The sequence below is a fragment of the Clostridium ragsdalei P11 genome, assembly GCF_001675165.1.
GTDB lineage: Bacteria > Bacillota > Clostridia > Clostridiales > Clostridiaceae > Clostridium_B > Clostridium_B ragsdalei.
Genome location: NZ_LROS01000044.1, coordinates 140190 through 156305 on the forward strand (window position 1 = coordinate 140190; position 16116 = coordinate 156305).

Sequence of the window (16116 nt, forward strand, 5' to 3'; positions counted from 1 at the left end):
TTTTATGTCAAGTATGATCTTTAATGTGCCTATTATAGTAAACAAGCTGCATCTTGAGTGTCGATATATTGTTCTAGCTCTCCAATAGAGTTTCCAACAAGCTCGTAGACAAGATACTCCGGTTTTACAAAATCCAGCAGCTTTTTTACACAAGTGTCTGTAAAAGGCTTATGGCTGTCTATATTAAAAACATGCATATACATTTCTTCACTCATTGGAGGTAACGTAAACTCTTTTCCTCTTGTGCTACTTATTTTTTCCATTACGTATTCACCTGATAAAGAACAATTAAGATGTATACCCTTTATTATTTTTTTTAATTCTCCTAAATTTTTTACAGTATTTATTATATATTCAATTCCCTGTTTTTCACTTTTAAGATGCAAATTTGTATTCATTAAATGTGATGTATCCAATACAAATCCTTTATTTGAATAATTAACTTTATCTAATAACCTATACGCATTTTCATAACTTAACATGGTAAATCCAGGCCACCACTCATTTTCAAATAGTAATTTTATGTTTGTATCCATGCCTTTAAAAACTTCATTTATTAGATCACTAGCAGCATCTATAATTTCTTTATCAGTATATGTAAAATCATAATTGAAAACATGCTTTTCTTGTACATGAGCTACATGAAGAACAGCATATTCTGCACCAATCTTATCAGCCATTTTAATCTCTTTTCTGTAGTGCTCTATCATAATTTCTCTGTTAGTACCACCATAATATTTTTCAATAACATCCAAACTTTTGAATTGTTTTAAAAGTTCCTGTGTATTATTATTCCAAAAATCTAGCCATGTAGGATAATACTTTAAATGGACGCCTTTAACAAGGTTACATGGAATAATATTTTCATCTAACCCTATGGGATGCAAAAGCTCAATACCATTCATTTTATGTTTTTTTAAAAATTTTATGATATTATTTTTATTACAATCAAATCTTTCAACATCATAATTATATGTAGACAAATTCATTAACTTTAGCATTTTTTATATCTCCTATTTACTTTTAGTATTTTCGTTTACTACACAAATTTTTACAGACGCATTGGTACCCATAGTAAGTTGACTTTTTAATTTTTTAGAATTGTCAAATACAATTTTTACAGGTATTTTTTCAACTTTTCTGTTATGCTTTCCGTCAGTTGAATATGCTGTGGGATTTAACGCATCTTCTGTCATTTCACCTATAGATTTTATTTTTCCTTGAAATTTTTGTGAACCATATTCATCTATAGTTATCTGAACAGGTTGTCCAACCTTTAATCTTCTTATTTTTGTTTCATCTATCTTTGCAGTAACATAAAAATTTTCAGGATCTGCTAAAAGTGCTGCAGTTTTTCCTGGAGATAAAACTTCCCCTGCATTCACTTCCTTTTTTACAACAATACCGTCAATAGGTGATTTTATTAAAGATTGTTCTATACTAGAGTCCGGAAGATTACCCATATCCTGACGTGCCAATATTTCATCTTTGCTAACTAAATCTCCTTCGTTTACATTAAATTGTAGTACTTTTCCTTGAATTTGTGAACCTACTTTAATCACATCAGCAGTAACTTTTGCATCATCAGCAGCTACATAATACACGTGTTCATATACATAATAGGAAACCCAACCAATAGCTATCATTAAAACTGATGCTAATATTCCTATAACCACTTTTTTACGATTTTTAATTATATTAATGACTGTACCAAGTTTCATATTAACCCACCTTTTTCATTATTTCAATCCAACCTCTGCAAACATACCTGGTTTTAAAAGTCCATTTTTACTATTTAAAGTTACCTTTACAAGAACATCCTGGCTCTGTAAATTCACTTTTGAATTTATGACAGCTATCTTTCCCGAAAACTCATTATCTGAGATATCTGGTACTTTTATCACTACACTCTGCCCAACTTGAATTTGATTTAAAATGTTTATTGGTGCATATACATTTACATAGAGATTCTCTGCATTAACTATTGAAACAAGTGGTTTACCTGGAATAACCATGTCTCCTACATTAATGTTTTGTGAACTTACTGTACCTGAAATAGGTGCTGTAATAGAGGCATCTTTTAAAGATGCCTCTGAAGTTTTTAATTGAGCTTGAGCCTGAGCCAGCTCAGATTGATATTCAGAAATATTAGATGCAGTTGAAATAGTTGCACTAGATAGGTTTGCCTGTGCTGCATTTACTGCTGACTTAGCCTGATCAACTTTGCTCTGTAAATCTGATGTATCTAATTTAATAACAACATCTCCCGAATTTACCTTTTTACCTAATTCTGTGGATATTTCAGAAACTCTTCCGGAAATATTAGAAGTTATATCTACATTGTCATTTGTTGCAATCTTTCCACCCATTATAAAGTTAGTATCAGAATTTGATATAGCTAAGTTTGTAGATTTAGTATTACTTATACTATTTGTAGAACTGCATCCACTAAAAAATATTCCAATAGCTAAACAAAATAAAATAGCTTTTTTCATCTGCATCCTCCCATGAATCATATTATTTCCAATCATCTGAATAACCGTCATGTATGCCATCAGCTAAGTATTTCCATACAACTATATCCCCAGTATGATATATCCACTGACCACTTCCAACGTTTGGTTTTACAAACTTGCTTTGTCCCTTTTTTCTAACATAATAACACCATCCAGAAAGCCTTCCTGCCTTTTTCTCTTCCAGCCCTTTTATAGCTGCAAAATATACTGTAGAAGCAGATCCCGTACATTTGTAATTTATTTTAGCATCATCCAAAATTCTTTCCGTTATGTAACCTACCGTTTCACCGTCCATGTTGTTTACATCTTTTCTTAAAAAAACACTATTACCATTAACTGTATCAATAAACTGAAAAGAATTATTTTCTTCTGGATCACCCGACTTAACCACTATATTTTCACCTGAAGATTGGGAAGCTTCAGGATTATTTTCTTTCTGGCTGGAATTACTCCCTGAGCCACTTCCCGCAGAACTTATATATGAGGATTTATCATTTTTTTGAGTTTCAGAAGAAGGTGCTCCACTGGAGCTTTTAGATGAATCTTTTGATTTTCCATTTTCTTTATCTTTAGCACCCTGTGACTGACTAAGTGCCTTTGATTTACTATTTGTATCTTGAGAACTTGTCTGCTTATTTGTAAGGCTATCACTATACATTCTCTCAGCCTTTATAGCAAATGTAAATAAGATGGCACAGACCACAAATGCTACTACAGCTATAATATATTTTTTCTTTTTATTCAATCACAATCATCTCCTTTTCCCTTAATCTACTATATTTTCGCCATTTATATAAGTTATGCTAAGCTTTTTCTTATACCTCTGTAGGACAGGAAAAAAACTATCGTAAAATATAATTGAAAATATGAAAGAACCCCCTCCATGCAAAATATCAAAGGTAAGTCCTGATATATATGCTCCTATAATACTTGCTATATTTATAGGTTTTATAAATGCAGATACATACCATATATTCATAATCCAATCGAACATAAATCCAAACAAAAAGCATACAAGAGAAAACTTTATAGCTGAAACTTTAGTTCCCTTTCTACCCCAAAAACCCGCTATAATTCCTACAAGTCCCCAGGAAAACATCTGCCATGGAGTCCAAGGTCCTTGTCCAAAAAATATATTAGATAAAAAAGCTGTGCTGCTTCCCACTAAGAAACCTTCATAAGGACCGAACACAAAACCAGTTAGTGCTACTAAAAAAGTTACCGGCTTTACATTTGGAACAGGTGCAAAAGCTACTCTTGAAACAGCTGCAAAAGCACTTAATGTAGCTATAATTGCTATTTCCTTTGTACCTGCATTGCTTTTTTCAAAATAAAAATAGCTTAAAAAAAGTATGGCAAATACCCCAATTGTAGACATAAGAGAAGCTCCTGTTTGAACATCATTTTTAAATGTAAGAGCCATAAGAGCTATAATAATAACAGCCGTAAATGGAATTACTATTTTTTTTATCATTTTACACCTTCCAATATTTTTAATACATTAATAGTCTATTTAAATTTATATATACCTCTCCCTGCATTTCCCTTAAACATCTTATATGCCTCAAGTGCTTGAGTTGCCTGTTCCGTTGCCATAGCATTGTATCCTGTTCCTTTTACATGGCAGAATCCTCCACCTGCTACTTCATAACTTAAAAGGGCATCTATTGTGGTCTTCCCATTTTTAGTAAAAGATTCACTTGTAGGATCTATTCCGTTGGCACAGAGAGCTATTATGACCTGTGATATACTCTCACTATTAGATACTCCCCAGGAAGAATAACCACCATCTGCATCTTGCATAGAAGAAAGTTTATCAAAAGCTGTACTAACAGCATCCTTCACATCTTCTTTATCTTTATAAGGTGCTAAAGCCGTAAGTGCCATACCAGTCATATCCGGATCAGCTTTCTCCCCAGCATAATCCCAACCTTTATCATTTGTTCTATTCTTTAAGACTTCACTTATTAATTTATCTCTTGTCCATGCAGAATCTTGTGGTATGTTAAAGTTTCCAGAATCCAGAGCTATAAGTGCAAATACTTCTGCATTTATTCCCTGTTCCGATATATCTTTGTTATTATATATCTTTTCTATGAGATTATAACTTTTATCACCAGCCTGAAAATTTGTAGGATCCTGTCCTATGGCCATAAGTGCTAAAGTAGTCCTCTCATAATCAGTAGGTTGTGTTAATTCTCCATTTACAGAACTTATGCTATTTTGAAGATTACTCAGATAACTTGCAGGAACTGCTGCCCTATATCTCGATATTGCTAATGCCTGCCAATCATCTAATCCTTCTTTTTCTGCATTACTTAGTATTTTGCTTACAGCTGAATTTAAGGAATTGTCTACAGAAGAAGAAACTCCACTAGATATACCTTCAATTTCATCTAAAATTGAATCAGGTACAACTAAATTGCTGCCTAAAGCTGTAAGTACAGTATTATCTGACATATTAGATTTTATAAAATTTGAAGTATTAGTAGAAATAGTTTTATAAACAAGTACCATAGGAGCAGATTTTTCTGCTGCAAGATCTGAACCTGAAAGTGCATCTGCAAATTCATTTCCACTTGGTCCGTCTCCTTCTGCTATATAAACATTGTCAAATTTAAGATCTGATTTAAAATTTTGAAGTATAGAAAGATTTGTTTCAAATCTAGTAGAACCTCCTAACCTTTCAGCATTTGGAAGTACATTTTTTACGTTATCTCCTATAGAAGCAGTTCCCCCTACTACATAAGTCTTTTTTACGTTACTGCCTTTTATATAGTTACTTACTACATCTGGTAGGCTTCCACTTCCTGATAAAAGTATTGGCATGCCTTTACTTGCAGCTATTGGTGCTATAGAGAGGCTATCTGCATAACCATTTCCTGATGCAACTACGGCACTATCTACATTACCAATATTCTGGGCTACCTTCACTGAAGTTTCATATCTATTTGTACCTCCAAGTCTTTGTATATCACTTATCCCAAGACCTTTTAGTTGAGTTACTATATTGTCAGATAATGAAGCTGTTCCTCCAATTAAAAACACCTTACTTGCTTTAAGTCTTTTAATTTCACTTATAGTATTATCATTTAAGGCATCCTGCCTTGAAAGAATTATAGGTGCATTGAATTTTTTTGCAAGAGGAGCTGCACAAAGAGCATCTGCATAACCATATCCCTGTGCTATAACTACAGTACTGGACCCATCTTTCCACCCATTTTGACTTATTTTAAGTGAAGTTCCAATTCTATCGCTTCCATAAATTCTATCTCTAGTTATAGTTTTAGCAGCAGAATTTTTACTTCCTGCATCAGCATTTACATTTGCTTCAAACCCAGATATTGTAATACCCAGTGTACATAAAAATACAATAAACTTATTAATATTCTTTTTCATATTACTTTCATTCCCTTCTCTTTTATTTTAGAAACTGCTCTTTCCCCAGTCACCTTCATAGCCATCATGAATTCCATCAGCAAGATACTTCCAAACTATTACATCACCATTGTGCCATGTCCACTGTCCACTGCCTATATTAGGTTTGTGAAATACGTTGTCTCCATTTTTTCTGATATAATAGCACCATCCTGAAAGTTTTCCAGCTTTTTTCTCTTCAAGTCCATCTATAGCTGCAAAATAAAGTGTAGAAACAGAACCTGTACATCTATAATTTATCTTAGCATCATCCAAAATTCTTTCCGTTATATATCCTACAGTTTCACCCTCCATACTTTTGTCCACATCTTTTGAAACAACCATTTTATTGCCGTGGACTGTATCGATAACCTGAAAAGTACACTTGCTCTCTGGATCTGTAGAAGTAACCTTTACACTTCCTTTTGAGGTAACAGTAGAAGGATTACTTGATTTTGATCCATTTTTAGATTCAGTGTTTGATGGATAATCTAAAGAAGACTTACTACTTGCAGAAGAAGATCCACCAGAACCAGAAGATTTACTACCGTTTTCAGAAGACTTTGAAGTAGAATCATTTTTATTTTCTGCAGCATTACCTGCAGCATTTTTATGGCTGGATTTGCTTTGAGAATTTTCAGCACTCATCTGCTTATTTGTCAGCGTATTAGCATACATTCTTTCAGCTTTTAAGCCAAAAGTAAACATAATTACAAATATAGCAAAGGCAGTAATTGCTATAACATACTTCTTTTTGTTCTTCTTAATATTCATAAATACACATTACCTCCTTTATTTATTGCTGGATATAACTTATAATGAGTTTTCGCTTATACCGCTTGAATACAGGTAAAAAGCTATCATAAAATATAATTGAAAATATAAATGAACTTCCTCCATGTAAAACATCAAAAGTAAGGCCTGATACATATCCTCCTATAAACGTCCAGAAATTTAAAGGCTTTACAAATCCAATTATATATTGAAGATCCATAATCCAATCAAACATAAAGCCAAATAAGAAGCATACTACTGAAAAATTAAAAGCTGATACTTTTTTTCCTTTTTTACCCCAAAAGCCTGCTATAATTCCCACAAGTCCCCAGCAAAACATCTGCCATGGTGTCCAGGGACCCTGTCCAAAGAATATATTGGATAAAAAAGCTGTAGTACTTCCAACTAAAAATCCCTCATAAGGTCCAAACACAAATCCAGTTAAAGCAACTAAAAATGTAACAGGTTTTACATTTGGAATAGGCGCAAAAGCTATTCTGCCAACGGTGGCAAAAGCACTCAACGTAGCTATAATTGCTATTTCTTTTGTTCCTGCATTACTTTTTTCAAAATAGAAATAACTCATAAACAGTATTGCAAAAACACCAACCATGCACATAACTGAAACTCCGGTTTGAAAATCACTCTTTACTGTAAGCGCCATTAATACTATAATTATGGCAGCTGTAATTGCAATTATTAATCTTTTCATACCTCACACCTTCCAAGCGCTTCTTCCAATGTAAATATACTGTCTTCCCTATCTCTAAGCAGTTTATTCATGGAAGTAGTATAAAATATTCCATCTCCTAGTACCTGTTTTTTATCCCCATCCGCTACTATGGCACCGTTAAACATAATCATATACCTTTTGCAAAAATTACTGGCAAAATCAGTATCATGGGTTATGAGTACAATAGATGTGCCTTTTTTATTTAATCTTTCCAGTAATTTGCCTAACTTATATTTAAGTCCACTTTCCAGTCCCCTGGTAGGTTCATCAAGTAAGATTATATCCGGCTGCAAAACAAGTATAGTGGCAATTGCTACCCTTTGACGCTGTCCACCACTTAAATCTCTTGGATTTTTTTCTCTCAAGTCATATATTTCAAGTTCTTTTAAGATATTTTTTATAACCTTCTCATCATATATACCATAGTTATCCATAGTAAATTTTACTTCTTCATATACACTTTCCTTAGACAAATAGTCATTAGGATTTTGAGATACATATCCTATATGCTTTGCTATTTGACGTATATTCATCTTAGATGTGTCTTTCCCATAAAGCTTTATTGTTCCTTCGTAATTCTTAAGCCCCATAACACATTTTAAAAGAGTACTTTTTCCTGCGCCATTAGCTCCCATTATGCTTATAAATTCACCTTTTTTTACATTAAAATTTAAATTCTTCAAAACCTTTTTTGAGCCATATTTGCAGCCCATTTTCTTTACAGAAAGTACCTCGGCTTCATCGTTTTCCTTAAAAATACTTTTATCCTTTTCTTTTAATTTCAAAGAACTGTTTAAAATCTTAACCCTTGCATCTTTAAAATCCTGGGGCATAGTATTAAAATCCAATTTTTTAAAAAACTTAAGATAATCTGGCATAAACATGTACTGTCTTTCATTGCAATTATCATAAAAATCCTTTTTATCTTTAAACAATTTTAAAGTTCCATCGTTCATAATTGCTATAGAGTCAACAGTATCAAACCATCTGTTTACTCTCTGCTCAATAACTATAACCGTTATTCCAAGCTCTTGATTTATCTTTTTTACTAAATTTAACATTTCCTCTGCAGATGAAGGATCAAGCTGAGAGGTAGGTTCATCTAATATTATGCAGCTTGGCATATATACAAGGGCAGAGGCTACTGCCACTTTTTGTTTTTCTCCTCCTGAGAGAGAAGTTACATCCCTTTCTGCCAAATGAAGTATACCAGAAAACTGAAGAGCTTCATAAACTCTCCTTTTTATCACTTCTTCATCTGCTCCTATATTTTCAAGTCCAAAAGCTATTTCCCTGTGTACTTTGTTCATAACAAGCTGCTTTTCCGGATCTTGAAAAACCATAGTTATTTTTTTTGCCCTTTCCTTATGGCTCATTTTGTTTACCAATTCACCATCTATTTTTATTTCTCCACCTATAGTACCTCCATAAAAATTAGGTACTGTTCCTACTATAGCCCTTGCAAGTGTAGATTTTCCAGAGCCTGATCTACCTGCTATGAGAAGAAAATCATTTTTCTCCAGAGACAAATTTATGTCTTTTAGCGACTTGTGTTTCTCAAGGGGATAAGTGAAATTTAAATTGCTAATCTCTATATACGACATATTCCTTCTCCTCACTATTAAAAATTATGGTTAAAGTAATTACTACTATAAACGCAATAATTATGGCTATACCAACATTAAAAAAATTAACAGCAGTCACACCATCATATATGTTAAACTCCACCCATTTTTTAAATTGTGCTACACCATAAAATATCATGAGAGCTACACTTAAAACTATAACTTCCCAGTCCTTGTTTTTAAATTTTTGTCTATCATAAACGCTCCTGCTGCCACTTAAAAATCCCCTTACATAGGCAGATTCACCTATGCTAAAAGAACCTTCCATAGAATCCTCTAAAAGTACCGACATTACGGGAATATAGCTGTGTGCTTTTTCCTTCGCTTTTTTCTTGTTAAATATAACTCCCCTTATTTCATATATTTCTTTTAAATTCTTAAATCTGTCTTTCATAGTTGGAATAAGCTTAAAACTTATCATAAGCATGAGAGTGGACTTTGGCATTATAGACGAAAAATAGGAAACTGCTTTATCCGTATCAATCATGATTTCAAGTATTAAAAAGAGATATATGACAGCTAAAAATTTAAAACACATAACTACTGCATAAATTACAGCTTCTAATGTAAAACGCTTGTGAAAAAGATAAAAAAGGGTAGTGCTTCCTGAACTTACAAAAAGCATATTTATAACTATTATCAAAATAGCAATTGGAATAAAATAATAAAATCCGGTTTTAAACTTTTGTTTTTCCTTTGAAAATATTATCATTCCTATAATAAATATGTACACAGATCCAAGTATTACTGGATTATCATTAGAAAATATTATAATCATCATAGACATAAATACCAGTGATGCAGTAAGAACATGATACTGTTTAAAGTCAATAAAATGTCTAACCTTTTCCCTATTCCGTGATTTTGACAAAGGTACTGCTTTTACTCCTTCACTCATTATATTAATTCTCACTTCCTTAAAATTAACTGAAGAATGACTTAGTAAAAGTAAGCCATTCTCTAAGCTATCTATATTCATTAACTAAAATTTATATAGAGATCCTCCTTTGCTCTTAAAAAGATTATATGCTGCCACAGCTTCCAATCCCTGTTCTGTAGACATACCATTCAATGAAGTATCTGTATGTCCAAAACCTTTGTTGTCACTTGTGGCAAAGCTCAATAGTGAATCCATTGGATTTTTACCATTTTTTATAAATCTGCTGTCTGTAGTTGGATCTATACCATTTGCGCACAAACCTATTATAACTTGAGCTGAACTCTCACTATTTTCAATGCCACAGGATACAAATCCACCGTCACCTTCTTGTATTTTGGAAAGTGTATTAACCGCCGCATCAACAGCTGACTTTACATCTGAATTAGTGCTGTAATATGGAGCTAGTGCAGAAATTGCCATACCAGTCATATCAGGATCTGCTGAATCACCAGCATAACTCCAGCCACCGTCTTTGGTTTTATTATTTAATATAGCTTTAATTAAAGTATCTCTAGTCCATTTTGCATTATCCGGTACCTTGAAATTTTTTGAGTCAAGGGCTATAAGTCCAAACACATAGGCATTTATCCCCTGGCTGTCCATATCACTGTTGCACATTTTTTCTATAAGGTTCTGACCTGATATATTTGTAGGGTTTCCTCCAGCTACAAGTACTGCTAGTGTAGTTCTTTCATACTCCGTAGGTTGTCCTAAATCCAGTACTCCTCCTTTTGTATTGCTTGTTATTCTGTCCTGCAATTTTGATAAATAATCTTTTGGTACCTGATTGCTTGTTTTATTTAATCCAAGGGCAATCCAATCATCACAATTATTACTTGTAATGCTTGAGCTTATTCCATTTATAAGATTATTTATAGATGATGTATAATCTTTTATCTGGGAGTTTTTTACCGTTATAGTGCAAGCTGCTGTTTTATTTCCATCTTCCGTAACTGCTGTTATTGTTGCTGTTCCTTCTTTTACTCCTGTTACCAATCCTTTTCCATCTACTGCTGCTATAGTCTTATCACTACTTGACCAATTTACATTTTTATCAGTAGCATTATCTGGTTGTACTGATGCCTTTAACTGGAGTGTACCTCCTACTGCAACAGTTCCTGTTTTATCTAAAGTTATTCCTGTTACAGAAATAGAAGATGGAGTATTTCCACCTGAATTTGATGAATTAACAGTAACCTTACAGGAAGCAGATTGTGGTGTATAATTACGAACAAATCCCTTTGTATTATCTATTGAATTTGCTGTTATTGTTGCTGTACCTGAATTTACGGCTGTTACTTTACCATTACTGTCTACTGTGGCTACAGTTTTATCACTGCTTTCCCATGTTACATCTTTATCAGTAGCATTAGAAGGGCTAACAGCAGCTGTAAGATTTTCAGTTTGATTTGCATTTAAAGTTAAATCAGTTTTGTTAAGAGTAATTGAATCTACATCTCTAAATTGAGTCTCATCCCAAGCTCCAACAACATAAATCCAGTGTATTTTTTCATTGTCATTGTTAATGTATTCTACTCCACAGCCATGATTTGGAAAAGTGCCATCCACACTGTATTTCCATCCACTCTGATTTGTCTGTCCATTTCCTCTTGGCCTATCAAATTCCGTTTCTCCATCTATACTTGATATATATACAGCTGCACCCGTAGTACTGCCACCAGTTCCCTTATTTACAAATTTTATTCCCTTACTATCAAGAGTACTTTTAAGCAAGTCGTAAACTGACTCTCCTTTGGCAGCCTCTAAATTTGTTTCATTGATTACATTTCCTTTATAACCATCAATTACAAGTGACACATGTAACTTATCTGAAGTAGGGTTTGTAGTTATAGTTGTAGTTGTAGTTGCTGTAGTGGGATTTCCTATACCACTGTCAGGGGTTTTGCCATTAAATAAATCTTCAATTCCATTTAAAATTACATCAGGTACTACTAATGTTCCACCTAAAGCTGTAAGAACAGTATCCTTGGACATATTAGACTTTATAAAATTTGCAGTGTCGGTAGATATTGTATTATAAACAAGTACAACAGGAGCAGATTTTTGAGCTGCAAGAGCTGAACCTGAAAGAGCATCTGCAAATTCATTTCCACTTGTTCCATTTCCCTCAGCTATATACACATTGCTAAAATCAAAATCAGATTTAAAATTTTGAAGTACAGCTAAGTTTGTTTCAAATCTATTACTTCCTCCAATTCTCTGCACATTTGAGAGCGAATTTGTTATATTATCAGATATAGAATTTATTCCACCTATTACATAACTTTTGTTCACGTTTACTTTTTTTATATAATTTTTAACTACATCAGGAAGAATATCCTTTTGTGATAAAAGTATTGGCATTCCTTTTTTTGAAGCTATAGGTGCTATAGAAAGACTGTCTGCATAGCCGTTTCCAGATGCAACTACAATACTATTTACACTATTTCCTAAACTTTCAGCTATTTTCACAGAAGTTTCATATCTTGTTGCACCTTCGAGCCTCTCTACATCATTTATACCAATATTTTTTAGTTCAGATTCCACATTATCAGATAATGAAGCTTTACCTCCAATTACAAAAGCTTTACTTACCTTAAGTCTTTTTAATTCACTTACAGTCTCATCACTTAATCCATCTTGCTTTGAAAGTATTATAGGTGCATTATATTTTTTAGCAAGTGGTCCTGCACAAAGGGCATCTGCATACCCATAACCCTGGGCTATAACTACAGTGCTTGAACCATTTTTCCAACCACTTTGACTTATTTTCAGTGAAGTTTCAATTCTATCATTTCCATAAATCCTGTCTTTACTTATATTTACACTTTGCTGTGTAGTTTTTGCATTCGCACCTGATTCTGCATATGCACTTCCACTAAAACCACACATTCCAATACTTACTATAAACAAAAACATAATAATCTTAGTTATAATTTTTTTCATAGTATCCCCCTTAAGAACTTATAGTTTTAATTATTTAAAACTGCTTAAAGAATGGCTGAGTAAGAGAAGCCATCCTTTAAAACATATTTTAAATTTTATTTATTTTGATTGGACGGGTATATCTATACTATCAGAAATAATATTCATACTTTCTAAACTGTCCCAAATAAATGCTTTCAATTTGTATGCTCCTTCTTCTGGAAGTTTCATCATAGTCGTTAAAATAGATGAATCATTATTTTTTATTGTTTGTCTTCCACATACATAATTGATAAATTTGCCACCTTCATCATATAACGCTACTATTAATGATGCATCTTGGTCTTTACCTGAATTATTTTCAGCTTTTACAGATATCTTTGCATCATCACCTAATTTAAATGAACTATCCTTTGTCAAATTAGTTATTACCAATGGCTGAGCTACTGTAACTGCACACTGTGCCGTTATATTTTTATTATATTTACCTGAGGCCGTTATAGTTGCCGTTCCTATCTTTACTGCCGTTACCTTTCCATTGTTGTCTACCTCCGCTATCGTTGGGTCACTACTTGACCAATTTACCGTTTCTGTAGCTGTTATAGGAGATACATTTGCTCGAATAGTTTGTATATCACCTACATTTAAGCTCATTTTTGTATTGTCTAAACTAATTTTATCTATGTCTCTAAACATAGTTTTTCCAAAATCGCTTGTAAAAAATAATCTTATTTTATCTCCATTTTTAACTTTATAATCTTTCATTCCTAAAGTTGGTTGTATGCCATTAACATCATACATCCATCCACTAATTGCTCCTCTATCGCGCTGTGATTCATTATCTATCATAGAAAAGTATCCATTATCGTCAGTATATTCTATTTTTTTATCATCTAATACCTGCTTTACAAATTGTTCTACTGTTTTTCCACCTTCTGCTTCAATAGATTTAGCATCTAATATACTTCCCTTATAGCCTGTAACACTTAAATCTACCTGAACAGCTTGCTTTTTATCTGATACTGTAACTGTACACTGTGCTTTTGCATCTTTATTGTCTTCAGATACTACTGTTATTGCTGCTGTTCCAGCCTTTACTGCTGTTACTTTTCCATTTTCATCTACTGCTGCTATAGTTTTATCACTGCTTGACCAATCTATCTTCGTGTTAGTGGCATCTTTTGGTGTTATCGTTGGTATAAGCTGCAATGTATCTCCTGTTGTCAAGTTTGCACTTGTTTTGTCAAGACTTACTCCTGTCACCTTTACTATCTGTGGTTGTTGTGAATTTACTGTAATTGTACATTGATCTGTTTTAGGCCCATATTTTTTTTGATTAAAATCTGTTCTATCATTATCCACTGATGCTGCTGTTATTGTTGCTGTCCCTGCTTTTACTGCTGTTACATTTCCATTTTCATCTACTTTGGCCACTGTAGGGTCACTGCTTTTCCAGGTTACACCTTTATCTGTAGCATTATCTGGATCAATTGTAGCTGTAAGCTGCTGTGTACCATTTACATTTAAGTTCAAGCTTTGTTTATCTAAGCTAATTGAATCTACATCTCTAAACTGGATTTCATCCCAGGCACCTTCTACATATATCCAGTGCACTTTATCTCCATCTTTAAGGTTAACGCTTCCACAGCCTACATTAGGGAATACCCCATTTACGCTGTATTTCCAGCCGCTTTGTGCTCCTCTGTCTTTTTCCGTTTCACCTGCTATATCAGATATATATGGTGAGAAATCGCCACCAGGATTTTTATAGGTTATTCCTTTGGCTGCAAGTTCATTTTTAAACATGCTATAAACTGTTTGTCCTTCTGCAGCTTCTATATTTTCATCAGTTAACATATTTCCCTTATATCCATCAATAATCATTGATACGTGTATGGTTTTGTCAGGTACGGTTTTGGCAATAACTGTTATAGTACAAACTGCTGTTTTCTGTCCATCTTCTGTAGTTGCTGTTATAGTTGCTGTTCCTGCCTTTACTGCTGTTACATTTCCATTTCCATCTACTGCTGCTATAGCTTTATCACTGCTTGACCAATCTACCTTCGTGTTAGTAGCATCTTTTGGTGCTATTGTTGGTATAAGCTGTAATGAATCCCCTTCTGTAAGCTTTGCACTTGTTTTATCCAGACTTATTCCAGTTACCTTAGTATCTGAAGTATTTGCTGCAAAATTCTTATATACTGATCCTTTGCCTTCTTTAAAAAGATTGTATGCAGCTAGTGCTCTAAATCCCTGTTCTGTTGCCATACCATTAGCTGATTTATTATCTGTATATCCAAATCCACTATTGTCACTTACTGTATAGCTCAATAATGCATCCAAAGGGTTTTTACCATTCTTTGTAAATCTACTATCTGTAGTTGGATCTACGTTGTTATCACATAATCCTATTATTACCATAGCTTCACTGTTTGCATTTTCATCGCCACCGCCATCTTTAGGGCTCCATGATGCAAATCCACCATCATTCTTCTCAATATTTGCAAGTATTTCAACTGCTCCATCCACAGCTGATTTTACATTTGCCTTAGTGCCATAATATGGAGCTAAAGCTGAAAGTGCCATTCCTGTCATATCAGGATCTGCTGAACCACCACTATAACTCCAGCCCCCATCTGTAGTCTTATTATCTAATATTCCCTGAATCAAACTATCTCTAGTCCATTTTGAGCCATCAGGTATATTAAATTTCCCCGCATCAAGAGCTATAAGTGCAAATACATAGGCATTTATGCCTTGATCTTTGATGCCCTCATTGTTATATATTTTTTCTATTAAATTCATTCCAGCAAAGTTTGTTGGATCTCCACCAGCTGCAAGTATTCCCAAAGAAGTTCTCTCATAATCTGTAGGTAAAGATAAGGAATCTGAACCACTTTTTATATTACTTTCAAGATTTGTTAAATAGCTTCCTGGTACTTCTTTTCCTGCCTTATTTAAATCCAAAGTCTGCCAATCACCCATGTTTTGTATAATAGATGGACTCATTGAATTTATAAGACTATTTATTTGAGATGAATATCCAGTTCCATCTGCAAATACTTGAGCTGTACCAGTTCCTACTATACCAAGCATCATCATTATGGTTACAAAAAATGACATCAACTTGACTTTAAAATTCTTCATATACTCTCTCCTTTCATACATCATAATCGCTAATAGCTT

Annotated in this window: 12 protein-coding genes; all 12 read right to left on the reverse strand. The window is 33.4% G+C overall.

Features of this window, described 5'->3' with window-relative positions:
* Nucleotides 1-32: 32 nt before the first annotated feature.
* On the reverse strand, nt 33-1001 hold the full coding sequence (locus CLRAG_RS15790) for a TIM barrel protein (RefSeq protein WP_065079275.1): 969 nt from the start codon (nt 999-1001) through the stop codon (nt 33-35).
* 12 nt (nt 1002-1013) lie between these two features.
* Nucleotides 1014-1721 carry an HlyD family efflux transporter periplasmic adaptor subunit gene (locus CLRAG_RS15795; RefSeq protein WP_083985755.1) on the reverse strand — a complete coding sequence of 236 codons (708 nt, stop codon included), beginning with the start codon at nt 1719-1721 and terminating at the stop codon, nt 1014-1016.
* Between the two features lie 18 nt (nt 1722-1739).
* Nucleotides 1740-2495, reverse strand: coding sequence for an efflux RND transporter periplasmic adaptor subunit (locus CLRAG_RS15800; RefSeq protein ID WP_065079276.1), 756 nt, complete (start codon nt 2493-2495; stop codon nt 1740-1742).
* 22 nt (nt 2496-2517) lie between these two features.
* Entirely contained in the window at nt 2518-3261 is a 744-nt protein-coding gene (locus tag CLRAG_RS15805; RefSeq protein ID WP_065079277.1) for a DUF4430 domain-containing protein, read from the reverse strand.
* A gap of 21 nt (nt 3262-3282) precedes the next feature.
* Nucleotides 3283-3990, reverse strand: coding sequence for an ECF transporter S component (locus tag CLRAG_RS15810; protein WP_242872159.1), 708 nt, complete (start codon nt 3988-3990; stop codon nt 3283-3285).
* 35 nt (nt 3991-4025) lie between these two features.
* Nucleotides 4026-5915 (reverse strand): cell wall-binding repeat-containing protein, encoded by a 1890-nt coding sequence (locus tag CLRAG_RS15815; protein WP_065079278.1) that lies wholly within the window; start codon nt 5913-5915, stop codon nt 4026-4028.
* A gap of 27 nt (nt 5916-5942) precedes the next feature.
* On the reverse strand, nt 5943-6707 hold the full coding sequence (locus tag CLRAG_RS15820) for a DUF4430 domain-containing protein (RefSeq protein ID WP_083985757.1): 765 nt from the start codon (nt 6705-6707) through the stop codon (nt 5943-5945).
* Between the two features lie 22 nt (nt 6708-6729).
* Nucleotides 6730-7419 (reverse strand): ECF transporter S component, encoded by a 690-nt coding sequence (locus CLRAG_RS15825; protein WP_013238880.1) that lies wholly within the window; start codon nt 7417-7419, stop codon nt 6730-6732.
* Complete coding sequence (locus tag CLRAG_RS15830; protein WP_065079279.1) at nt 7416-9044, reverse strand: ABC transporter ATP-binding protein; 1629 nt, start codon at nt 9042-9044, stop codon at nt 7416-7418. Before CLRAG_RS15830 ends, CLRAG_RS15825 begins: the two co-directional genes overlap by 4 nt.
* Nucleotides 9025-9963, reverse strand: coding sequence for an energy-coupling factor transporter transmembrane component T (locus CLRAG_RS15835; RefSeq protein WP_065079312.1), 939 nt, complete (start codon nt 9961-9963; stop codon nt 9025-9027). Before CLRAG_RS15835 ends, CLRAG_RS15830 begins: the two co-directional genes overlap by 20 nt.
* An 84-nt stretch (nt 9964-10047) precedes the next feature.
* Nucleotides 10048-12951: a cell wall-binding repeat-containing protein gene (locus CLRAG_RS15840; RefSeq protein WP_065079280.1), complete on the reverse strand. Its 2904-nt coding sequence runs from the start codon at nt 12949-12951 to the stop codon at nt 10048-10050.
* A gap of 99 nt (nt 12952-13050) precedes the next feature.
* Entirely contained in the window at nt 13051-16077 is a 3027-nt protein-coding gene (locus tag CLRAG_RS21145) for an Ig-like domain-containing protein (protein ID WP_065079281.1), read from the reverse strand.
* Nucleotides 16078-16116 lie beyond the last annotated feature (39 nt).